This is a genomic window from Virgibacillus pantothenticus (genome assembly GCF_018075365.1).
Classification (GTDB): domain Bacteria; phylum Bacillota; class Bacilli; order Bacillales; family Amphibacillaceae; genus Virgibacillus; species Virgibacillus pantothenticus.
On sequence record NZ_CP073011.1, the window covers coordinates 2,967,111 to 2,991,628 of the forward strand.

Annotated in this window: 20 protein-coding genes and 1 pseudogene; 7 read left to right on the forward strand and 14 right to left on the reverse strand. The window is 37.1% G+C overall.

Going from position 1 to position 24,518, the window contains the following annotated elements; all coding sequences use genetic code 11:
* From KBP50_RS13785 to KBP50_RS13830, 10 genes and pseudogenes are all read right to left on the reverse strand, one after another.
* A complete protein-coding gene (locus KBP50_RS13785; RefSeq protein WP_050352029.1) occupies nt 1-936 on the reverse strand; it encodes a DUF1177 domain-containing protein in 936 nt (311 codons plus the stop codon).
* A gap of 15 nt (nt 937-951) precedes the next feature.
* Nucleotides 952-2,007 (reverse strand): S-methyl thiohydantoin desulfurase family protein, encoded by a 1,056-nt coding sequence (locus KBP50_RS13790; protein WP_050352028.1) that lies wholly within the window; start codon nt 2,005-2,007, stop codon nt 952-954.
* Nucleotides 2,008-2,023: 16 nt separating this feature from the next.
* The gene (locus KBP50_RS13795; RefSeq protein WP_050352027.1) at nt 2,024-3,592 is read right to left on the reverse strand and encodes an OPT/YSL family transporter; all 1,569 of its coding nucleotides are present in this window, start codon (nt 3,590-3,592) and stop codon (nt 2,024-2,026) included.
* Nucleotides 3,589-4,236, reverse strand: a complete 648-nt coding sequence (locus KBP50_RS13800) for an aspartate/glutamate racemase family protein (RefSeq protein ID WP_050352026.1) — start codon at nt 4,234-4,236, stop codon at nt 3,589-3,591. The genes KBP50_RS13795 and KBP50_RS13800 overlap by 4 nt, the downstream gene beginning before the upstream one ends.
* Before the next feature lie 302 nt (nt 4,237-4,538).
* Entirely contained in the window at nt 4,539-5,357 is an 819-nt protein-coding gene (locus KBP50_RS13805) for a nitrilase-related carbon-nitrogen hydrolase (protein WP_050352025.1), read from the reverse strand.
* Nucleotides 5,358-5,380: 23 nt separating this feature from the next.
* The gene (locus KBP50_RS13810; protein WP_050352024.1) at nt 5,381-6,622 is read right to left on the reverse strand and encodes a cytosine permease; all 1,242 of its coding nucleotides are present in this window, start codon (nt 6,620-6,622) and stop codon (nt 5,381-5,383) included.
* A 440-nt stretch (nt 6,623-7,062) separates the two neighbouring features.
* Nucleotides 7,063-8,622 (reverse strand): hydantoinase/oxoprolinase N-terminal domain-containing protein, encoded by a 1,560-nt coding sequence (locus KBP50_RS13815; RefSeq protein ID WP_050352023.1) that lies wholly within the window; start codon nt 8,620-8,622, stop codon nt 7,063-7,065.
* Between the two features lies 1 nt (nt 8,623).
* Nucleotides 8,624-9,706, reverse strand: coding sequence for an S-methyl thiohydantoin desulfurase family protein (locus KBP50_RS13820; RefSeq protein WP_050352022.1), 1,083 nt, complete (start codon nt 9,704-9,706; stop codon nt 8,624-8,626).
* An 816-nt stretch (nt 9,707-10,522) separates the two neighbouring features.
* The gene (locus KBP50_RS13825) at nt 10,523-12,115 is read right to left on the reverse strand and encodes a PucR family transcriptional regulator (RefSeq protein WP_050352021.1); all 1,593 of its coding nucleotides are present in this window, start codon (nt 12,113-12,115) and stop codon (nt 10,523-10,525) included.
* Between the two features lie 308 nt (nt 12,116-12,423).
* Nucleotides 12,424-12,800 (reverse strand): annotated as a pseudogene (locus KBP50_RS13830) (winged helix-turn-helix transcriptional regulator).
* Between the two features lie 455 nt (nt 12,801-13,255).
* On the opposite strand from KBP50_RS13830, the gene KBP50_RS13835 reads away from it, so the two are divergent.
* On the forward strand, nt 13,256-13,573 hold the full coding sequence (locus KBP50_RS13835) for a TM2 domain-containing protein (RefSeq protein WP_232231201.1): 318 nt from the start codon (nt 13,256-13,258) through the stop codon (nt 13,571-13,573).
* Nucleotides 13,574-13,793: 220 nt separating this feature from the next.
* On the opposite strand, the gene KBP50_RS13840 is transcribed toward KBP50_RS13835, so the two are convergent.
* On the reverse strand, nt 13,794-14,819 hold the full coding sequence (locus KBP50_RS13840) for an NAD-dependent formate dehydrogenase (RefSeq protein ID WP_050352020.1): 1,026 nt from the start codon (nt 14,817-14,819) through the stop codon (nt 13,794-13,796).
* 1,410 nt (nt 14,820-16,229) lie between these two features.
* Here KBP50_RS13840 and KBP50_RS13845 point away from each other — a divergent pair.
* From KBP50_RS13845 to KBP50_RS13870, 6 genes are all read left to right on the forward strand, one after another.
* Nucleotides 16,230-16,451 carry a DUF2829 domain-containing protein gene (locus KBP50_RS13845; RefSeq protein ID WP_050352019.1) on the forward strand — a complete coding sequence of 74 codons (222 nt, stop codon included), beginning with the start codon at nt 16,230-16,232 and terminating at the stop codon, nt 16,449-16,451.
* 26 nt (nt 16,452-16,477) lie between these two features.
* Entirely contained in the window at nt 16,478-17,233 is a 756-nt protein-coding gene (locus tag KBP50_RS13850) for a 3-oxoacyl-ACP reductase (RefSeq protein WP_050352018.1), read from the forward strand.
* A gap of 136 nt (nt 17,234-17,369) precedes the next feature.
* Nucleotides 17,370-17,879, forward strand: a complete 510-nt coding sequence (locus KBP50_RS13855) for a QueT transporter family protein (protein WP_050352017.1) — start codon at nt 17,370-17,372, stop codon at nt 17,877-17,879.
* 156 nt (nt 17,880-18,035) lie between these two features.
* Nucleotides 18,036-18,629, forward strand: a complete 594-nt coding sequence (locus KBP50_RS13860; RefSeq protein ID WP_050352016.1) for a TetR/AcrR family transcriptional regulator — start codon at nt 18,036-18,038, stop codon at nt 18,627-18,629.
* 1 nt (nt 18,630) lies between these two features.
* Nucleotides 18,631-19,566 carry an ABC transporter ATP-binding protein gene (locus KBP50_RS13865; RefSeq protein ID WP_050352015.1) on the forward strand — a complete coding sequence of 312 codons (936 nt, stop codon included), beginning with the start codon at nt 18,631-18,633 and terminating at the stop codon, nt 19,564-19,566.
* Nucleotides 19,559-20,344: an ABC transporter permease gene (locus KBP50_RS13870; RefSeq protein ID WP_050352014.1), complete on the forward strand. Its 786-nt coding sequence runs from the start codon at nt 19,559-19,561 to the stop codon at nt 20,342-20,344. The genes KBP50_RS13865 and KBP50_RS13870 overlap by 8 nt, the downstream gene beginning before the upstream one ends.
* Nucleotides 20,345-20,798: 454 nt before the next feature.
* Here the strand turns inward: KBP50_RS13870 and KBP50_RS13875 are convergent, their stop codons facing one another.
* The 3 genes from KBP50_RS13875 to KBP50_RS13885 all read right to left on the reverse strand — a co-directional run bounded on the left by KBP50_RS13875 (nt 20,799) and on the right by KBP50_RS13885 (nt 24,483).
* The gene (locus tag KBP50_RS13875; protein WP_050352013.1) at nt 20,799-21,494 is read right to left on the reverse strand and encodes a class C sortase; all 696 of its coding nucleotides are present in this window, start codon (nt 21,492-21,494) and stop codon (nt 20,799-20,801) included.
* Nucleotides 21,491-22,324: a class C sortase gene (locus tag KBP50_RS13880; RefSeq protein ID WP_050352012.1), complete on the reverse strand. Its 834-nt coding sequence runs from the start codon at nt 22,322-22,324 to the stop codon at nt 21,491-21,493. The genes KBP50_RS13875 and KBP50_RS13880 overlap by 4 nt, the downstream gene beginning before the upstream one ends.
* A 278-nt stretch (nt 22,325-22,602) precedes the next feature.
* Nucleotides 22,603-24,483 (reverse strand): SpaA isopeptide-forming pilin-related protein, encoded by a 1,881-nt coding sequence (locus KBP50_RS13885; protein WP_050352011.1) that lies wholly within the window; start codon nt 24,481-24,483, stop codon nt 22,603-22,605.
* Between the last annotated feature and the right edge of the window lie 35 nt (nt 24,484-24,518).

Genomic DNA, 24,518 nt, shown 5'->3' on the forward strand with positions numbered 1-24,518 from the left:
TTATTCCCTGCCTAATGTTTGTAAATGCTCCATGGAGCCATATTTAGCTTCTAAACGGGCAAATTCCTCCACATCATAAAACTCAAATTTTCTCTGTGTATACTCTTTAGCAACTTCAATGCTAAAGCGAACTGCTTGCGCAATGTCGACTTCATGACTAGCACCTGTTCCACATCCAGGGACCGCAGTTTTTGTCGTAATTGCTAAACCAACGACAGGTGCACTTGTTGCTACGGATGGTTGTAAAATACTATTGATATGATAGATATCATTCCCGTATGGAGTAATATCTTGTGTTGTTACAGCAAATGTTACTGGCAAATCACCTGTTGTCATTTCCATAATACGAATTAAATCATTGCTAAACTTTAAAATATATCCAGATTTTACAGTTGGGGATAAAGCAATTCCTCGGTGATTAAACACCTTGTTGCCTTTCGTTGTATCAATCGAAATAATAGCATCCATTTCAGGAACTACTTCATATTGATTCATCGTTAAAATATCGACTGGAGACCCCATAAATTCAACTGGTTCATGTGGCTGAGTTGGTGCATTTGGGCAAATATGAGTAGTTACGTATACATCACCCGGCAGCCGATCACCTTGTTCCACCATAGCTGCTAATTTTAATGCTGTTGCTACAGCAGCGACTGCACCGTCACCATCAGATACTAGGCCAATCCGGCTTGGTCTTGCACCTAATCCTCCTAGTCTGCCAACAATACCTAATGTCGGAGCGGAACCTCCACTACTCTTTCCTTCCGTACCTTTTATAATAATTTTAACAAAATCAGTAGAACCACATTCACCAGTTACTGTCGTATACTCTGCTTCTACATGCTCTTTATCCGCAAATAAATCTATTACCAGCTTACCGCTTACATATGAACTATCTAATAAATCCAAAGCTTCTAGTGTGTATTTTAAAGACATTTTCTAAACAGCTCCTTAAACAATCTTCTTTTGAATATAGGGTTCAATAACTTTTAGCAATTTTTCATTAAACATAGTTGTACTAAGCTTCAAATTTTTCTTTGGTATGGTAATAACAGTAATCTCCATCCCGTCTTGAATTTCTGCACTTACCAACGGCATACCTGTATTTGTATCAAATGTCATAATTAGATCTGGAAAAGTACTTCTTCGATAGCCTAATATTTCTACTGTCATGTATTCATTCCAGAACGTTAACTCAAGGTCATGATCTACATGTACCGTCCCAATATCAAAACCACCTGTTTTATTTAAGGAAAAGTATGTTACGATACCTGAATGAATTATTCTTCCTTTTAGATGGCTCGTTACTTGCTTAATTCGTTTTAATCCTTTAGGCGCCGATAAAAACAGTTCTCCAAGTTCCATCGCCTGACTAATTCCACCGATGGCAGCATGTTCCTTAACATATTTTATCTGAACTGGATTTCTGCATACCGCAACCATACCACCTGCTTGAACGGATACAGAGCGGACAGCACTTGCTGCCGCATCAAGACTGGCAATAACTGTTCCCTTTACCTCTTTTGCTCCTTTCCCGCCTGCAAAGGTCTGGATCGAAACATAGTCTGATACTTCTGACAGATTCATTGAGCCCATTGAACCCGTTGGATGAGCTCTACCATTACTAGGTGCATCTAAAATTGGCAAGCCCGTTGCTGCCGCTTGCAGCCAGCCATTAATTGTGGTACTTGCCCCATTCTCATTCGTCATTAACGCTTTAATCGGTTTGTTACATTCCATTTGCATTCGTTCTACGGTTTCAATTAACTGCTTCGAATTAATATACATCTCTTTGGCGGAAGGGGCGCCAACTAATGAAACACACGCTACATAGTCGTCATCTTTCAATTCATCAACAGTAATCAATTCCGGCCGACTGTTTTCCAAGAAGGCTAACTCCGCTTTCTCCAGACCATCATGAATCCAGCCTCCTCCTCCACCACCTAAAATACAACCACCATACACAGCATTTTTTGCATCATTTCGTGTTAGTAATTTTCTTGTCAATTAGATACAACCTCCCTTATTTTACTTTCCATATGGATGAAAAGAAGCTATAAATAGCGTCTCCAGCGATAAATCCGGCAGCTGTTGTATACATCGTATTTTCAGCCTCTGGACCTTTAACCTTCAGCACAATCGTACGAATTAATATTCCTGCCATTACAGCCCACCCCGCAATTGGATTAATAATTAAAAGACCAGTTGCTAAGAGAATCCCCATTTGTCGTTTTGGCCCGCCGATTAACTGAATGATTGCACCAGGAATGGCCCAAAGTAATAAAAGCATCCCTACATTTCCAGTTAGACCGGACTCTATTGTAATGGCATATGTTTTATCTACAGGCGGCACTAAATCCTTGGCAAAAAAGTTATTTGCAAACAGACTGACCATAACCATTGCTACTCCAAATCCTATTAATGCACTCTTTAATTGTTGTCTTCTTCCAAATAACTCTTGTTCAATAGAAGCGCCTTTACGAATAATTACCCCCGTTTTAAAGTCATAACCTAGATCAGCAAATGCTGGCCCTGTTGCTGCTGTATAACCTGTTAATAGAGCAAGAGCGACAGGTGGAAAACCTAGCAGCATGCCAATAATTAAAGAAATTAACGTTACTGCAAAGGCTGGAAACCATCCGGAGTGCATCGCAGCAATTCCTACAATAATCTCACTTGCTAAGGCGGCAAAAGCTGCAAATAAGACAAATAGGATTACTTGCCAAATCGGCATATCACCGATAATTCCTGCCATCATTGCTACTACAACAGCCCCGATAACATAAAGGATATACCCGAGTCCAAATCCCATTTGAATATCTTTTTCGTTTCTCGTATTCTCATGGTTTTCATCTTGGAGGATTTTTTTAATATTTTGTTTTTTAGATCTTAATAACACTAAAATGAATTGTAATAAGGCTATTATTCCAGCACCAATCATCATTCCATGTGGTATATAATACGTACTTAAATCCACTCCAAATAATTGGACGGAATATCCTCGAAGCAATAATCCTAAACCAAACATGGTTAAAGCCCAGATATTTCCGATAAACGCTACACCAAAGGCAGACATAGAAATACCGAAATGTGAGCCGATCATACCACCTATAATTCCTAGTCCTAAAAATTTAGCTTTTGCTCCACCTTCATCTCCAGCTTTTAGTGCCTCTGCAGTAGCTACTCCTGGTGGCCATACTTCATCAGCACTGAAAAGTTTTGTATCGAACACTTTATAAAGGATGAATGTATCAATTAATAATGCTACACCTGCTCCAACTAACATCGGTACGATTAACTCAGGCATGCCCATTACATAAGGAATCCCAACTGGAATAAGAAGGCTGTTAGCCGCCCCAAACGTGGCAGCAGAAATCGTTGTTTGCACTAAGTTCTGATTTTCTAATGAGCGATACTTATAAAATAATTGCATTGGAATTCTGGCGATTAACATAGCAATTAAAGCACCTATAATTGAGGTATTGGGAGTTATCCCAAGAGATGTGATCAATTGCATACCAATAATTGCACCAAATAGAGCTACAATAATGGAAAAGATAATAAATGTAAGATCAAATGTTTTATTCTTCATTCCGGTTGTTCCTTTCTAAATAATTGATATGCAATTCCTTGTGCTTCTACTAAGTCAATCACAGGAACTTCTAGATGCTTTTGCAAATACGCTTTAAGGCGAATCGTAGAAAAACCGGTACAAGCAAATAAAATGACATCCGCACCTGCTTCTATTGCCTTATTGATAACCCGAAGCAATTCAGGCTTGGCATACTGTTGAAATAGGTCTGTCGTTTTTCGCAAACGTGGCGAAAATGCATAATTATAAAATGTTTCACCTAACTGTTTTTTCATTGCCGATGGAGGTTGCTCTGTTATTCCAACTACCGCCACTTTACTTCCCACCATGCTCGCTGCATGTGCTCCACATATACCTGCGCCGAATACTGGAATATCTACAGCTTGTCTTGCCTCTTTTAGCCCGGGATCTGCGGCACAACTAATTGTAATCGCCTCGATTTCCTCATCCTCAGCCATTTCTTGTGCTAAAGCGACAATTTTAGGTATAGCGGCCTTTTCCGATTCATCGTCATAAATGCCATTTGGCTGGGAAGCAATACAGCTCGACTTAGAATCAATCCCGTATAATTCGGTCAAACGCCTCCCATGCTCCTGTAAGACTTGATTGTCTTTTGTAGTTAGTACTCTTATAATTCCTAGCATACATTCACCCCTTTGTATGATTATAAATTTTTAAACAATTCGTAGGAATGGAATAAGTGGGAAAAAATCAAACCCAAAGTTTTCCCATATTTTCTTAGTGTAAAAGCAATCAAAAGGAATGAATGAGATATTAAAACATGGTGAGTGAAATGTATTTATGTTCTCAAAAAAATGCGTTGTTCCTATATCAGAGATAGGAACAACGCATTTTTTTCCTCTTTTATTAATATTATTACCAATGTTTTTAATAATCATATGCAAATGAGAGAGTTTTACAATCCGCTAAAAACCATCCTGTTAGGCTATTTTTCTGTTAACAAATGATACATAAACGGTTTACGGTCACGTAAATAAGAAATTTCGGTGCGGTATTTGCGAATATCTTCAAGATCAATCTCTATTACCTCGACTGATTCTTTATCTTTAGGCAACTCTTTTATAATCTGCCCACGTGGATTACATACCTTACTTTTACCAAATAAATGCAGTCCATGTTGGTCACCAACGCTATTTACACCAACTGTAAATAATACATTTTCCAAAGCACGCTGAGGCAGATTTAAATCCCACATATCCTCATCTTCTATTCTCCATGCAGAAGGCACAAAGATAATATTTGCTCCTTGTAAACAAAGACTTCTAGATACCTCTGGAAAGCCCGCGTCATAACAAATAGCAATGCCGATTTTTCCAAAGTCTGTATCAAATACAGGAAACTCCGATCCTTCTTTAAAGTAAAATCGCTCTAATGCCCATAAATGGGCTTTTGCAAAACTTCCAACTATATTTCCTTCTCTGTCAAAAACAAAAGCAGAATTATAAGCCACTCCTGCCAGCTCTCTTTGTTCCACAATCGGAGCAATGACATATACGTTATTTTCTTTTGCTGCTTGTCTCAATATTTCTACACTTTGTTGAAAATATTTTAAACCTAGTTCATTTGTTTTTTCCTTGAGATAAGCCAAATGATAGCCGGTAGAAAAGAGTTCTGGAAGACAGACGATATCACTTCCTTGCGATGCTGCCTGTTTAATAAATTTTACGGCTTTTTGTAAATTAAACTCTACATCACCAAGCTTTGCCTCCATTTGAATAATGCCAATGGACACTTTTTTGGTCAACGAACTCAACTCCATTCTGTTTTTCAGTTAGATAACACTTTATTGTCAAATGCTTTTTCTAATGCGAGATACAATAAGCCAGCTACAATAATTGAATTAATTGGTGCAATTCCAAATCCCCATTTTGAAGATAGGTAAGCAGCAACTACCCCGCCAATCCAGGCAAAGATTGCCAGCCAATGGATTCCTTTTCGGATAACAAGCTTCTTTTTCTGAATAATATAATACTCTACCCAAATCACACCGGCGATTGCTGACACAGTCATACTCAGAAAGCTTAAAAATCCTTGAAAGGCATTAATAATATTAAATGCCGCTAAAATGATACCCACACTTCCTGCAATTAACGTTAAATAAATTCGTTTTACATTTGGGAAAATATTTTTTAAGGCTAGTCCACCTGAATAAGCATTAGCTAAATTCGTAGACCAGGCAGCAAGGATTAATACGACAAAAGCTACCCAGTTAAATCCTAATGATTTTAATACTTCCGTAATATCTGTAGTCAATGCATTAACAGACATTATTCCGGCTGCAACTTGTTGAAAAAATGTCACTAATGCTACAGCGATAAATCCCACAATAACGACATCTTTCATTCCGCGTGTATAGCGGAGATAATCAGGAGAAATAACTGCACCTACAATAATTAAGCCTACAACAATATCAATGCCCTTAATTATTGTCATTGGGTTTTCCGGAGTATAATCAAGTACTGGACTCATCCCCCCACCTTGATCAATCGCTTTAATAAGTGCCCAAACAATTAACACAATCAGTGGTGGAATCGCAATATAATTAAACAATGCCATCGTGTTAAACCCATATGCTGCAACTACCACCATTAAAATTCCTATAATGATTACGGTTAACGTTAAGTTGATATTAGGAAATATTTGCTTTATTGATAGTCCAGCAACTCCAGCTTGAATACCAAACCATCCAAAACTGGTAATTCCAAGGATTAATGAAATAATCCAAGTTCCACCAATTTCTCCAAACGCCCCTTTAGCTATAACGTACGTATTTACCCCTTCACGGCTGCCGATATTTCCTTGAATAATGAGAATTGCCATAAGAATAAGATTCCCTACAATAGAGACCCAAATCAAATCCTTTAATGTTAAACCGGTTATTAATGTACTTCCTACCATTAAAGCAGAAATAGCAATGTTTGTCCCAAGTACGTTAAATAATGGTGCTTTCCAACCAATTCGTTCGCTTAGTGGAACAGGCTGTAGTATTAAATCTTCTCTTTCTTCCATATAATATTCCACCTTTATGTTTACGTTTTTATCTTAACATTTATCAAAAGCGTCTACGATAATTTTCAAAAAAGTTATCCACAAAGTAGAAACGGAAATACTACCTAAACAATCAAAATCTTTCTTTAAAATCATCTAAATAAAATTTATTAGTGCATGTCCAAAAGAATTCAACGAAACGTAGTTCAAGCTGAATAGATAGTTAAGAACTACCTCGTTATAATGAAACTTCACTCAGCAGGGCTTTTCCTTTCCCTTACTGAAGTTAGTACCGCAAAGGGTATGACCTAAAGGCTTCCTGAATGAATTGGGGATTTAAGTGACGTTTTGTCGAGTCAACACTTAAATTTCTTCGTATTCTCGATACCTCTTGAAGCGGAAGGTCTTACGGTCTTAGATAAGCCAGCCAATAACAAAATGTACATGTTGAATCATCTCGATTATTTCAATAGCTCACCTGCTGCCTTTACACTTATACGTGTTGCATTACCAGGTAAATAAGCTAGTGGAACATCTTCAATTTCAACAATTTTACAAGTATCAGGATTTGCACCAGCAGCGATTGCTTCCTCAATCGCTAAGTGTTTCGCTTCTTCAATTGCTTCAAAACGTCCGAATTGATCTAATGAATAAATGCGTTCTACTTGTCCACTAACCTGACTTATCGCTGACCCAATAGCATTAGCAACACCAAAATTTTCAGGTTTATAAACGTTGGAAGCTCCCTTTAATTGCCCAGGAAATAAAACACTTCCACCACCAACGAGAATAACAGCTTCAGGTTCTCCACTTGTTTTCATTTGATCAATAGCATTCTCTACCATCGCTATCATTTGTTGATAAATTTTTTCCAGCAATGGCACATTTAAATGTGCCACATTATTGTAATCTCCAATATTTGCTTTTCCTAAGAAAACAGCAATATCCGTAGCTGTTAACGTGTCACCACCAAACACCATTGCTTTCTCCTTCAGACGATATCCAACACTATCTGGACCAATTGTAAATGTGTTATCTTCCTTAATACGTATGATGGTGCCGCCTCCTAAACCAATTGAAACAAGATCAGGCATACGGAAATTAGTACGAACTTTACCAATTTCAACAGCTAACGCTGATTCACGCGGAAAAGTGTCTACCAATACACCTACATCTGTAGTAGTGCCCCCGACATCGACAACGATGCCATTCTCAACATCTGACAAATAAGATGCACCACGTAGACTATTTGTTGGCCCACAAGCAATCGTGTAGATAGGGTATTTCATAGCATATTCCACTGACATCAGAGTGCCATCGTTTTGTCCAAAATAAACTTGACAGTCGATTCCTTCCTCATATAGAGCAGCGATAAATCCGTTAGCCATCGCTTTTGCAACATTAACTACAGAAGCATTTAAAATTGTTGCATTTTCGCGTTCAATAAGACCGACACTACCGATTTCAAACGACAAAGAAATAGGAATATCATCACCTAATACTTCTTTTACAATTGCCTGTGCAGCTTCTTCATGATCCTGAGTTACAGGCGAAAAAATCGAAGTAATCGCTACAGAATCTACCTTTCCTTTCATCTTTCTAGCAGCATCATAAATTGCTTGCTTATCTAATGGAACAATTTCTCTCCCGTCATATTCATGTCCGCCGCGAACAAGATATACTTCGTTACCTAAGCGTGACTGTAAATCTTCCGGAAATCCGATAAGCGGTTTAACAGCCATACTAGCAGGAGCGCCAATACGGATAATCCCAACTCTATTTAAATGTTTGCGCTCAACGATGGCATTGGTACAATGTGTAGTACCAAGCATAGCATGCGTAATTTGTTGTGTTGGGATATCAGCTTGTTGCACAACTTCTTTTAAAGCTAATAAAATCGCCTCACTGATATTGTCTTGTGTAATTATTTTTGTCGCTGAAATTACCTCCATAGCTTCATTTAAAATAACCGCATCTGTGTTTGTCCCACCTACATCAATTCCAATCCGATAGGAGCTCATTTTATATCACCTCCTCGCTGGTTATTATTTCAATTGGTATATATTCTAAATCATAGCCGAAATATCTCGGACCAACCGTTTCGATTCCCTTTTCTGTTCTCCATTTTTCGTTGCATGCAATGCCGATTACTGTACATCTCACTCCATACCTTAGGCCTTCTGTCGTAATTGGCTGTCCAGTTTCATTATCAAGCAGACAAATTAAATCAGGAGTAATGCACACAGGCTTGTCGTTTTCTGTAGCAAGTAAAAATTCATTTTGAAAGTGTAGGGATAGTGTTTTTCCCTTATCTTCATTCATTCCTTCTATTGTTGCAATTCCTCTAGCAAAACCTGTCGATGTTTTCCGATCTATGTCTATTACCTTTCCTTCAAATAATGAATAGCCACTTGTAAAAGATAATACTTCCTGAATCGGATTTTGCTTTGATTTTCTAATAATTTTTCCTATCCCTTCAGCAAACGTTAAACTTTTAGCTACACCACTATTCTTCACTTGCTTTCCAGACATGGAGTATTGAGCAACTGTAGAAGAACCACCCATTTGAACCGTTATGTTACGAGCAATTCGTTCTGACCAATGATTATCTATTGTCTGAAGAATGGAAGTATTCCCTCGTTCGTCAGCGATGACCAAAGGACTATTTGAAATACCGTCTAAATAGAATGTAACCATTTGTAGCTCTGGAAAAGCTCTTCCCATACCATCAACATTAATAATTGGTAGACCAAGGCGAGCAGCAATTGCTACCGGAAGCAATGAATTTACTCCACCAATTTCAATCGGCATCGTTGCAAAAATCTCTCTTCCTAAATGCTCTTCCATAAGTTGAAACGCATTTTTTGCTTCATTTTCTCCAGGTGCTTTTTCAAATAATACAGTTGGAGCTCCCATCATGCCAATCGGTACAACAAGAGCATCGTCTGGTACTTCATCAACCTCAAGCATTTTTACAGGACCATGCTCTTTAATAGCTTGTAATGCCATTAATTCTCCAATGTAAGGATCACCCCCACCTCCCGTACCAAGTACCGCAGCTCCAACCGCAATATTCTTTATTGCATTTTCATCCAAATAACGCATTACAAAGTCTCCTTAATTAACTATTTGTTTTGATTATTTCGAATATTAATATTAAAATTTCTGAGCAACTTTTATCTATGATGAATAATAACATATTCACAGACTTTTCTTTTTAAAAAATCATCATATCTGTCCATCCCTTTTTATAATTATAAATTTTTTAACAATTCTCAGGAATGGAATAAGAGGGAAAAAAATTCAGGTTACGTTTTCCCACTTTTGCCATGGTACTATTTATGAGAAAAAAGTTTCCGTGTTGTTCTACGAAACAAGGCAAGATCTATAAAAAGTTTTCAGAATATTTGTTTTTGCTATATAACAGCATTTTCATCAAAACAATAACGGTTCAGCGGGGATTTACCCTACATTTCCTACTGATAAAAAGCAGACAAAAGCTAGAAGCGCTCAGGCTAGACGTACAAACTGGAAATCTTCTGAAGCGATAAAGCCGAAACTTCATGCTGTGGAACGCTTTTTCCAAAGAATGCAGCACCACAAGGGTATGACCTAAAGGCCTCTGAACCAATCGGACATTTAGGAGTCGTTATCTCATCAGACGGAAAATCATAAACACTTTTTGAATGGAGAAAAATACGTCCTTACATTTGGATAAGGGAAACCTGCCTCTAAAACAAGGGTATGCCGACGCCAAGCGACAAGCCCGCTTTTCGTCGGCCTTCCTAGATTCCGAGCCGATGTTAACTTAATTATAGGAAGAAGAATGAAGTTTGCTAGGTCTGAAACGCTTCAGTTAAACGGATACAAGATACCCGCCGTAGAAAGCGTACATATCGCGGTCTCTAGAATAAAAATTGATCATATCAGATCTTTAATCATTAGACAAAATTTTAAAATAAAGCGATTGTCGGCATCATTTAAATCCATATTTAATAACTGCTCGATTTTTTGTATTCGATAATTTAGTGTACGGCGATGAATAAATAATTTTTCTGAAGCCTTTGACACATTACCATTTTCATTCAAATACATTTGTAGTGTTTCCATCAAATCGTTGTCTTCTTGAAGCAATGGAAATAAAACATTTTGTGTATATCTGCGAGCAAACAGATCAGAAGTCAATTGGAGAAGAATTTCGTAAATGCCTAGTTTATCATGTGTATAAACCGTATGTTCCGGCTTTATTTTTAAACCGATCTCCATTGTTTTAGTTACTGTATGCACGTGCTCCTCAAAGCTGGTTGGAGTTTTAATCGATGGGCTAATGGCAACGCGGGTAAAATTCCAGCTGTCTTCTCCATTAAATCGTTCAATCATTTCATTCCATTGAGCTACAATTTGACCATATGTTTTTTCTTTACAATACAAGAACAAATAAAACTTATTATACTTCTCAAAAATAAAGTTTTCGCAAGTTGTTAGCTGATTGACGAGCCCATAGAGTTCTTTTCTAATTAAGCTAGAGTAATCAATAACTTGGTGCTTTGGATAATTGGTTAGTTTCAACCAATTCCCATAAAAATTAACAATTATTGCCGTCTTCGTTGCATTGATATCGTCCAGATGCAATAAAAATTGTTCGATTGCCTCTAAATCATCCTGTCGATTTTTTTGTAAATATAGTTGGTCACTGATAAAGAGCTGACTTAATTTATTCGCCACATTGTTTAAATGATTTGGGGAAACACCTTGAAACAATTCTTTGTCTGTATAGGAAATATGCAAAATAGCAAACAAACTATTTTTCCATATGAGCGGTAGAAGAATCTTTCTGCGCAATCCCGTTTTATAGAATACTGCATATTTATTCGTTAAGACGTCATTCTCCCATCTAGTAACTTCTTTGATATAATCAGAATAGTAGGGCTTCGAAAACAGCGAAGTGGATCTCCGCCAGCCATCTGCATGAAATAAAGCAGCCACATATAACAAACGACCGTCTAAATCTTCAATATATACAGGGGAATTAACAATTTCAGCTATTCGATTCAATGCTTCTGGTAAAGAAGAAAAACTGGATTGTTCAATTTCATACAATGGATGCTGCAATTCTACCGTTTTTTGCTGTTTTTCCAAATAAAGTTTTTCATATAGGGGTGTTAAAACACTAATATAAGTGACATCCTTTGGAATGGTTACAATTGGAAAATTATGTTGATCTGCTAAATGAATGATTTCAATTGGGATAGAAGTAATAAAGCGTCCTAGTTTGATGACGATTCCAGCAGCTTTTTGGTGAATTAAAGCTTGGACAATCTCAACTTGCCTGTTTGGCAAATCCTTAATCGAATAAAAGGTTGTAACAACTAAAACCCCAGGCGTTACCCAACTCATTACCTCAGGTACTTCCATCACCTCAATAGCTGTGATATCACGAGATATACCTTTTTCTCCAGCGATAACTTTTCCTCTTGCTAACCCACCAATCAACAATGCATCCTGTATTTTCATAAGAATTCTCCCATTCTAAACAAATTCTTAGTTGAAATATTAGTCGTCCATAGTTTGTATACTTATTATAATAGTGTAATTTGCCAGTAAATGAAACCTATTAGACAAAATTCGAAATTTTTAGCAGTGGAAAAGCATGCCTTTTCAGAGTGTTTGGTCATATGGAATAGGAGATGTTAAAGTCTAATCACCTTGTAGGGTCTTCCCCCTCAAGCTTCAAGCAAATCTATTTTAGAGAAAATTGTATATTTTTATTTTTGGTGTATGTAAAACTGGGTTAAAAATTACCTTTGGAGAAACTTTTCTAATTAATGATCCCTTCTTTCTTTAATTGCTGGATGCGTTTTTCCTTTCCCCCCGTCGTACATCATTTCAATAATAGGCAATAAAGTATAGTCCAATTTTGTCATAGAATATTCTACTTTAGGCGGAGACTCCGGATATACTTTACGACTGACGATAAAACCTTCTATTAGCTCTTTTAACTGGTTGGAGAGTGTCTTATGAGAAATATTTTCAAATAAACGTTGCAAACTGTTAAAACGGTGCGGACCTTTGACACCTCAATGCCATAAAATGACTACTTTCCATTACCACTTATAATAGATAAAGTTAGTTCTTTTTCACAATAATATTCCCCATTTTGCAACTTCAACTGTATTTCTTCACGCAACGGATGATGCATATAAAACTCCTTTCTCTATTCAGCAAGTTTTTGATTTATAAGATAAAGGGAAACGGAAAGAATTTCAAGTAGTTTATCCGAATATTTAGTAGAATTTAAATGGGAAGCAACATCCAAGTAATATTAGGTTACCTATAAAACAAAAAGAAACCGGAATAGCACCCCTAATTATTGAAAACCAATAAGCTCTTAAAAACTTTTGGAGACACTTATTTCCGGTTGAATAAAAAATGATACACCTAGTAAATTTATTATAGAGGATGTTCAAAAAGTCAGACGACATGATACATCGAATTTCATCGTATGTTAGAATGGCTAAAATTTTGCGTTGAAGTTTAGATGAGGTAATCACTTTGGAATTAGATAACTACTTTATTAAAAAACCATCTTTTTTATGGTATGATAAACATTGTACATATATTTAATAGTAAAAAATTAGAAAGGAGTTTTTCATTTTGGAATTAACGAATGAAGAAAGAATGCTGGTGAATTCTGAACTAAATCGAAAGGGAAAAAACATGCTTTTAGCATATGTATTGCTTATCTTTTTAGGTTCGTTAGGTATTCACCGATTTTATCTCAACAGAAAGGGATCTGCTATTGCACAGTTGTTATTAAGTGTTATCGGATGGATAACTGTTTTTATAATTATTGGATTTATACCTCTTGCAATAGTCTATATTTGGTTATTTGTTGACTTATTTTTAATACCTGGGATGGTTAATCGTGAAAATGAAATCATTGAAAAAGAAATTATTCAAAGTTTACGTTAATTAACAAAAGTAAAAATTCGACTTGTTTGTAGCAAAAATCTAGAACCATTCCTTTTTATACGGAATTATACCTCTTTTATACAATAAGCTAACAAAGAAAACATTGTCCGCTTGATTAATTCGTAAACAAAAACAGTCCGTACACTTTTATTATTTCTTAGGTTACTTACAGTGTACGGACTGTTTGTTATGATGTAATTTAATACCTTTTATAAAATGGTTATTTTTGTGTTTGATAACTTTGGTTTGTAACTTTATGGTTATCCACAATCAAATAGGACTCTTTAATCGGCTCGTTACTTATAAAGCTTGTTAGGATTTCTTGTACACCTTCTTGAATTCTTTCCTGCGCTTCAACCGTCATCCCAGAGTAATGAACCGTAAGCCCTGTTTGTTTGAGAGAGCGCCAAAGGTGATCATAAGGTGCTGGTTGTGGGTACCAAACATCGCCACCATAGCGAATCTTGCCACTATTAACTGCTTCAGCAATTGCTTCTTTTTCAACAATTCCACCTCGAGCGCAATTAACAAGTACTGTACCATCCTTCATTTTATTTATGACGTTTTTATCAAATTTATTTTTCGTATCCTTTGTTAATGGCGACTGAATTATAACGACATCAGAGGTTTGTACCAATGTATCGAAGTCTACATATTGAATTCCCATTTGATCTTCCAGTTCTTTTTTTCGATATGGATCATGGTATTGTAATTTTACTTCAAACGGCTTCAAACGTGCAGCTGTTAATTGACCAATACGACCAAATCCGAAAATACCTACCGTCTTGCCAATCATATCATGTGCTTCTGCACCTACTTTAGGTAAATCCCATTCACCTGCTGCAGCTTGTCTGTGTCCTTCCTCATAATTTCTTAGCAATAATAATGTTTCCATTACATTTTGTTCAGCGACACTAACATTATTACTGCCAGGTATTTCGGCTACAGTGATTCCTTTATCTATCGCTGCATCAAGATCTACATGATCAGACCCAATTCCAGCTGTAATTGCTAATTTTAAATTTTTCGCTTTATCTGCCCTTTCTTTGGTAATATAAGCTGGTAAGAAAGGAGAGGAAATAACTACATCAGCCCCCTCAATATGATCATCTACTTCCTTATCACTTGTAATGATTGTTAATTCATAATCTGTGTTCTTTAAGAATTCTTTCAGCCCTAATGATTCTTCCTTAGATAATAGTTGTGTGGCACTTGTTGTTTCTGGAAAAAGTGCTAGGATCTTCATGTTTAGTCCCCCTTTGTTAATTATTGTTTGTAAGATCCTTAACGACCTATAGAACGATTCCCTCATCTTTGACAATATTAAACATAGTTGAATATTTCTATTGTTAAAGAGCTGCAAATTAGGTGGCACGGCTTATACTTCCGGGTACACATATTAATAAAAAATTGCGTCGTTTTTAATAGACCAAAGGCGCGTGCGACCGTTTAGCAACGTAGTGGTGAATGGAACGAATCAATGAGATAAAGGAATCATGCCACTAAAACTGGGGGATGCCGACGTCTGGGCGGCAAGACGGTTTTTAGTCGGCCTTCCTCTTAACGACGAATCGATGAAGCCTTATCATAGGGCGCATTTCTAAAGTCGCATCATTGCTGGGTGCTTGCGCCGGACGTGACGATTCGGTTATTTCGTTATCCCCAAACATCTGATTTTATACTTTTTTATCTTTTTAAAATACCCATCCATATAAGTAAATAGAGTCTTATGTAATGTTTATTCTTAAGTAGGAAGCACTGAGCAGTTGGATTATTTTTCAAAGATAATGGTAAGAGACTAACTTTTTATTTCGTTTTCTTCCTCATTCATTTTTTTCCAAACCTCCAATCATCAACCTTCTACCTAATTGAACAAACCGAGATGACATTACTTCCATGAAGGACTTTTTTATATTTCCTTCCCTCTTAAAATGTTATTCTACAGACTAACTCGAGGATAGAGTTACTAAACTATTGTGATTACTTGCTTCATGCTACGTACCAACATATACTGGATTTACAGCTACTATTTTGCAATAGGACATAAGATAAGTTATTATTCGTCTAATGTCTTTTATTACCAACTGTTGATTAATGCCGCAGATGAATTAACGAAATGCCTAAGCATTAAATTGCACTGGCGTACTTCTTACGTTCATATCCTTCGCGGTCGGAATATGCAATGCAGCAAGTGCTTATTATTCCTGTACTTCTATAAGAAAGACGCATGCGCCCGTTTAGCAACGTAGCGAATGGAACGCATCAACTAAAGATAACCTTCAATCAGCGGGGGTTTCTTCCAGCCCCGCTGATTGTTAGTTGAACGAATCGGGGATTTAGGTGCTGTTACCTCCCACTTCGACTTGTTTAGCTCACCGCTTCCATTCTTGAAGTGGGAGTCTACAACGCCTTTTTACGGGATAAAGGATTCATGCACTAAAACAGGGGGATGCCGACGTCTGGGCGGCAAGCCGGCTTTTAGTTGGCCTTCCTCTTAGCGACGAACCGATGAGGACTTATGGTAGGGCGCATTTCTAAAGTCGCATCGTTGCTGGTCGATAGATCCGGACGTGACGATTCGGTTATTTCGTTATCCATAAGCACCTCATTTTATACTTACTTATCTTATAAAAATATCGAACAAAGGATGATACACATGACATTTGAACAAATATTACCTGAATTAAAAGCTGGGAAAAAGGTCATTCGAAGTGGGTGGAGTGGCGCTGAATTATATGTGAAACTTGTTAGTGAGGGTCAACATGATGGCGAAAAACTCAATCCATACTTTTTAATTAATGTATCTGGTGAAGGTTACACGATGTTTACACCTACTGTATGCGATATTCTTGCTGATGACTGGAAAATTATAGAATGACAAAGCACTTCGAGGGAGATTATTAAATGAAATGGGAAGAATTTGTAGGGCAAACTGTTTTTATTACTGGTGGTGCTTCAGGTATTGGAAAAGCACAAGCCATTGCTTTTCTAAAAAACGGTGCCAATGTGTTTGTGTTAGATAAAGTTGAAGGGAAACTGAAGGAAACACTTGAGCAATATGAGAATCACTTTGCCTATTCTGTTGGAAGTATTACTAATAAGGATTCCGTCCAGCAAGCTGTAAAACATGCCTTAAATAAATTTAAACGAATTGATATTTTACTAAATACAGCAGGAATACTGGACGGCTATGCAAAAACATTAGAAACAGAGGAACCGTTATGGGATAAGGTCATGAACACAAATGTAAAAGGAACCTATTTCGTAACTAACACCGTGCTTCCTCAAATGCTTCAACAAAAAAGAGGCGCTATTATCAATATGGCATCCATTGCCGGTTTTGTTGCCGGAGGTGGCGGTGCGGCATATACTGCTTCCAAACATGCCATTATTGGTTATACAAAGCAACTTGATTATGATTATTGCCGAAATGGAATACGTGCTAATGCTATTGCGCCGGGTGCGATCAAAACACCAATGAACAAAGCTGATTTTCTCGGAGATGGTCAAATGGCAAAATGGGTAGCTGAGGAGACACCAGCTGGTAGATGGGCAGATCCGTCGGAAGTGGCTGATCTAACACTGTTTTTAGCTAGTAAAGCTGCTGACTATATTCATGGCGTTGTTATTCCTATTGATGGAGGATGGATGAATAAATAAATTCTATGATTGCGCAAGTCGTTTTCTTTTAGATATAATAGTTTAGCGAGCTTACTAAAGCTGCACTGTGAAACTTCCTTCTTTGGTCGCAGTTATTACTAAAGTAGCTATAGCTATTTTACAAAGGAGAATATAAATGAATAAATCAGCTTCACAGATATCTTCAGCTTCGATGATCTCCGAGTTAACTAAAATTGCCATTATTAGCGCCCTCTATGTGATCGTCACCATTTCGCTCGCTCCGATTAGTTTCGGTGCTATTCAGTTTCGTTTATCTGAAATGTTTAATTTTCTAGCGCTGTATCATAAGCGTTATGTCATTGCAGTAACTTCCGGAGTTATTATTGCCAATTTCATGTCACCCACCTGGTTCTTAGATGTTCCTATAGGTAGCATTTCTACTTTTCTTGCGCTAATTTTTTGTAGGTATGTAACAAAACGTATCAAAAATGACATTTTTAAAATATGTATAACTGCTATTATTTTCGCTGTTTCCATGTTTACAGTTGCAGCACAACTAACTATTCTATTTGATCTTCCCTTCTTTTATTCATGGTTAACTGTTGGTATTGGTGAATTATTATCGATGACAGTTGGGGGGATAGTGATATATTGGTTGGCGAAAAGAATCAATTTTACAAAATAATGTTGGGCTTCATATTATATTGTGCCCTCTAAGCAAGCCTTTATAATTGGCTTGCTTTTATTATGATACATAATTTTTGTTGACATCATTTCATGAAGGTGCTATTCTATGACTAAATAAACATTTTTAGTCATACAGTATACAAGGAGGTACCATATGGCTACTGCATTTACTAATAGCGAAAAGGAATTAATCAGGAATAAACTGCAAGAAGCAGCAAAAGAATGCCTTGGGAAATACGGGGTTAAGAAAACCACCGTCGATCAACTTGTCCAAATGGCAGGTATATCAAAGGGAGCCTTCTATAACTTTTACGAAAAAAAGGAAATATTATTTTTTCATGTCTTAGAAGATTATCAACAATCGTTAGTGGCTGAACTAACAAAGAAGCTTGAGAAGGAATCTAATATAGGAATAGCACAATTTTCCGACATGATTTTTGGACTATATCAACATGTAAGGCAATCGTTTCTTATGAACATCATTCAGCAGCAAGAATTAGAATACTTGATGAGAAAATTACCGAAAGAACTGCTGATGAACCATCATTCTTTAGATGATATGTTTATGGAGAACGTTTTCTCTTATATAAAAGTGAAAGAAGATGTAACTATAAGTGTTATCGCAGCTTCATTAAGAGCTATTTTCATGAGCATGATGTACATCGATGAAATTGGTGAGAAGGAATTTGATGAAGTCTTAAAATTTTTAATTAAAGGGCTTGCGCTGCAGATAATCGAGGAGGAATGAAATGAGCGATGTGATTTATACAACCAATTTGACAAAAGCATATGGGCAAGTCCTTGCAGTGAACAATCTTAATTTGTCTATTGCAAAAGGAGAAATATATGGTTTTTTAGGTCTAAATGGTGCAGGTAAAACGACAACAATACGGATGTTACTAGGCATGATCACTCCTACTTCAGGGGTATGCTATCTTAACGGAAAAAGGGTTAACCCTGGTAATATCAACATTTGGCGTGATGTCGGTTATATCGTAGAAACACCCTATTCCTATCCTGAACTAACCGTAAAGGAAAATGTTGAAATTGTTCGTAAGCTAAGAGGAATTACTGATAGAAATTGTGTGAGTTGGATTATTAAGAAATTGAACTTGGAAGCCTATACTGCAAAGAAGGCGAAGCATTTGTCTATGGGGAACATCCAAAGGCTTGGTATTGCTAAAGCGATGATTCACAAGCCAAAAATTCTAATCTTGGATGAACCGACAAATGGATTGGATCCAGCAGGCATCGTTGAAGTCCGCCACCTACTTACGGGTTTAGCAAATAATGAAGGTGTCACCATCCTTGTCTCCAGTCATAAACTTGATGAAATTTCTAAAATGGCTACCAATATTGCCATTATACATAAAGGGAAATTAATTAAGAAAATTAATGGAGATCAATTAGAAAACCAATTGCACAAATCCTTACTGGTAGACGGGAAAGATCGAACTGCTATCCAACAGATTCTTTCTCAAGCTGGATACAAGGTTTCTATTAAGAAGGAAACACCTTCCTCTTTACAGATTAATCAAAAAGATGCGGTAAATAACCCGGGAAATATCGCAACTTTACTTGTCCACGCGAACCATCCGCCAACATTATTAAAAGTCGAAAAAGAAGATTTGGAAATGTATTTTTTAAGAACCATTAAAGAAACTGGAGGGGATCAAAATGAATAAGTTTGCCACAAGCAGTTCTGTAGAGTACGAAAAGTTTTTCCATTCAAAAATCCCTTTAATAACGCTAGTTGTATGTATGCTGGTACCTTTTATCGGTGGATTCTTTATGTTTGTTTTAAAAAATCCTGACTTCGCAGAACGATTAGGCTTCATATCAAAAAAAGCCCAACTTATTGGCACAGCAGATTGGCCCTCCTACCTTAGCTTACTGGCCCAAGCCATATCTATAGGTGGTTTAATCGTTTTTGGATTTATTATGAGTTGGATTTTTGGCAGAGAATATTCGGATCGAACTATTAAAGATTTACTAGCGCTGCCTATATCTCGACATATGGTCGTATTGGCTAAATTTGTGGTCGCTGTTTGCTGGTGCCTTATTCTTTCCATATTTGTATTAGCACTTGGATTATTAGTCGGAATTATGGTGAATATACCCGGCTGGTCACAGGAGATTATTGTTCAAGGTATAACGATTTATGGCGTTTGTGCCACATTGACTATTCTAGTCTCTACCCCAGTTGCTTTCGTTGCAAGTATTGGACAGGGTTATTTATCACCGCTTGGGTTTATGATCTTTACACTCGTATTAGCACAAATAGTAACAGTAGCAGGATACGGCCGGTTTTTCCCATGGGCGATTCCAACGCTTGCAAGTGGAGCGGCCGGAAATGGAAGTTTTATTGTTCTTGCAGGAATTAGTCTCACTATTTTACTTTTAACGAGTGCAATTGGATTAATTAGTACTATGCTTTGGTGGCGGTATGCCGATCAACACTAGGTAGGAGAGATATTTATCTACGATCATGGTCAGGTCTTATAAAGAGCATCTTTCATCAGTGAGGGGGCATTCATCCCTCACGGCTTGTTAGTAGCTAAAGAGTATAACCTAAGGCTGCTTACGAAACAAGGCAATTTAGGTGCTGTTATCTCCCACTTAGACTTGTTGCTGTACAGATATCCAACTTCTGGAGTGGGGGTCTTTCAGCGCCTTATATACGGTATAAAAAGCAAGCTATCATGTAATTACTAACAAATTAAATTCCAATTTAGCTTGGAGTTTATTAAGTTATTCAAATCGATATCTACTGAACATAAACATTTAGGTGCCAGCCTCTTCACTTGCAAAATCTGTAAAAAATGACTTAAGGCACCTTTATTACTAATACAGTTAATGTAAAACTACATTGCCAAACGTATTTACACTCACCATGATTACTCGAATATTACCTTCCCTACTCTTTTTCTTCCTTCACTCTTTCCGCCTGTATTAATAGTCTTTCTCGATCCGTTGGATACGGATGACACGTAAATAAAGTTGCCAAATCGCGATTTTCTTGAATTTCCAATGGTTCTGTTTCATCAGGGGCGATTACCTCTTGGTTATACACTTGATAGGTTAAAGTTCCCGTTATCGTATGAATATAAAAAACATCTCCATCCCTTAATTCATCCACATTTCGAAACATCGCTTTTGTTCCCATTCCTCTATGTCCTGCTAGTACGGTGTGATTGCTCTTCCCACCTACTGGCAAGGAAGAGCCCTCAATTTGTCCAATCCCTTTCTCTAGCGTTTCCTCCGTAGCTCCTAAAAAAATGGGAATCATTTCTCCTAGTTTAGGAATTTCGATCGCTGCAAACACTTCATCGTCGTCAATTCCGAGACAATTTTTAAATTTATTCCATTTTTTTTCATTGTTTACAAACGGATCACGCAATCCAGAGCTATCATAGAAGATTTCTTTGTTACATGCAGAAGCCTTTTTCATTAGAGCATCAATCTCTTCGTCCGATTTCTCCTCTAAATCTGTCTGGAATTGACCTACTTGTTGTTTTTGTAAAAAGCTGTTGACGAGTTTAGCAGCATGTGGGTATACAAGAATAATGAGTCCGACCACAAATAATAATATAATTACCTTTTTCCCTTTCATGAGCTTTCCACCTCATTCTTTCGTTTTCTCCGTCTCCACAACCAGAATAAAATGAGGATGAGTAATATGCCTGCCCCTACAAGATACCAATAATTAAAAGTACCTATTTCTTCAGTTGCAGATGCCATTGATTCATCATACGGAACCCGCTTCCCTTTCACAAGCATACGGTGGGTATTCAACATATATGGCTCACATGTTAACAACGTCATATATTCTTCATTATCATCAGTTTGAAGCCACTGTGTTTCATGCGGCAAAACGACCTCTACATCATAAACTTCATAAGCATATTTTTCATCAAGAACATTAACAAAAAATTGGTCACCCTTGCCAAGTTCATCTAGATTACGGAACAACTCCGCACTTGGCAACCCTCTATGTGCAGTTAACACACTATGCGTTCCTGGCTTGCCAGTGGGCAAGGATGAATTCTCTAAATGACCAACACCACGTGATAGCACATCTTCTCCTGTACCATGATAAATCGGTAAATTGGAACCTATTTTTGGAATCTCAATACTGCCAATTGCCGGGGCAATATTTAGGGCATCATAATAACTTTTGTTTCCAGCTGTCTTATTTCCTTTCGATCCTTCTTCAGAAAAAGGATCGACAAAATCGACTTCGGAATTTTCCAATTCTTTATTATGCTCGTCTGCTTTCTTTTTTTCTTGTTCAACCTCCTTTTTATCCATTCGTTCAACTGTTTCAGCATACTCTTTGACTACAGATTGATGTACTTGGGTCGATAAAATATTACTTATCATAGGATAGGAAAAGACACCCAATCCGATCAAAAATATGATAATAATTATTGCACGCCTCATTATTTTCCCTTCCTATCGTAAATAAATTTTATATTTATGCAGTGGGGCATAAGAATTTAATCAAACAGATTAGTTTGCTAAGTTCACATATTTATAGTAAGTTCAAGAAATCCGGAGAGTAACATTAGAGGATAGTAAGCTCTTTTTTTTAAATGATACGAGTTCGTATAATGTTATATTATTTAGGAATTTCGCTAAATCCTCCAAAAATGTAGATAATACACATGGAAAATAGGAGAAAGAACGTAGCTCCCTCCTATTCCCCTCACGCAAGCTATTTATGCGATAGCTTGTTGTTTTTTGCGACGGAAATATAGCACAAGTGCTATTCCCATCAAGGTTAAACCAACTAATGTAAATATGATGGTTCCAAGTCCACCAGTAGATGGTAGCTCCCAAAGTGATTTTGAGTTTTCTACCTGATAACTCAGATCTTTGTTGTTTTCTACCTTTACTTCTACAGGCTTGGATAGTAAACGATATGGTTTTTCCTCACCATTATCTGTGTAAGTTGGTGCTTTTGTTTCATGTAACTGATAAGTTCCTGGTGTTAGACCAGTAATAGAGAATGTACCATCTTCTCTAGTTGTTAAGTTTTCTAATTTGCCATTGAATGCTTTGCCGTTTACTGCAACGACTGTCCCAGCGTTGGACGTATCGATGACATTACCATCCATATCTGTTAATTTAAACTCTGCACCTTTTAGTTTTACATTGTTATCAGAAGCATCCACTTTAATTATCTCTAATCCACCTTCTGTAGGTACCACTACAGGTGGTTCTTCTGGAGTTGTCGGGTCTTCTGGCTTAGGTTCAGGATTATTCGGATCGTTTGGATTATTTCCTGGATTATCTGGATCTTCTGGTTCATATGGTTCGTACGGATCTGGGTTGTTTGGATCAATTGGTTTCGTGTAAGAACCTTTATTGTTGTTAAAATGTAGATCAGCAGTGTTTTCAATACCAGTTTCTCCAGCTTCTAATTCAGCATCTGGCTTAATTTTTGCAGTAAATGTAATGGTCACATCTTTACCTGGCTTGAGCCTGCTTAAGTCTTTGACTTCCCAGATTAGTTTCTGCCCCTCTTGCGTAAAGGTAATGTTGGATTTATCTGTTCCAGATACATCCCATCCATCGGCAATACTACCATTAGTAATAAATTCTAGGCGGTTATCTAATGTATCGGTAACACCTAGTGCTTTATATTTATGAATGTCTTTTGGTGTATTGATCGTAATATTATATTTATATTCTTTATTACGATCCATATCTACCTGCTTTTTTCCCTCTACATCTTTATTCACTACCGGCTTTTTGTAGTTCGTTACTTCCCCTTTGTCATTAGCAATTCCAGCTACTGGTGTCCATTCCACTACTACATCTTGTAGCTTCTCTCCAGACTTTTTAACTTCAAATTGAATTTTGGTTGTATTTAATGCATATCCTTTTGGTGCAGTTGTTTCTTGGAAATAATACTTTCCTTGCTCTAGCCCTTCAATAGCTAGCTTTCCTTCAGCATTTGTAGTTAACTCACTAATAATATTTCCATTTTTGTCCTTCACTCGGCTGCCATCTTCATGGTAGAGAGTAAATCCTACACCTTCTAGCGGTCTACCATCTGCATCCTTCTTGATTAACGCTACTTCACCAGAACGAACTGTTTCGTTCTTTGGATACACGTGAACATCATAGTTTAATGTAGTCCGATCTTTACCAGTCATTGGAACATCCACATAAAATGGATCGGGATTTAAAATAACATCTGCTGGTCCGTCCGTTTCTGTCACTTCATAACGACCTAGCTCCAACCCATCTCCTTTTGTAAAAACTACTATTCCATTAGAAGCCGTCTCCTTTTCTATCTTTTTTCCATCAGCTACTTCTGTCCATTTATCATTTTCTGGATTATATTGATGCGTTTGCTTTAACGTAAATGTAACACCATCTACTGGCGTTCCATCTGCATTTTGCCCAGGTAAACCCGTTCCTTCTTCACCAGGTGCTGTTCCTGGTTCTTGTTCGAATTTATGAATAGTTAATGACGGATTGTTCTCATCCCCTTTAACCTCTTTGGCAAATGCTGCCTGCGGAAGTAACAAGGATAGAATTAAAGTAAAAATTAATGCAAGATGCAATGTCTTTTTCTTTGTTACGTTCATCTATTCTTCCCCTCTCTTCAATCATATATTAATAC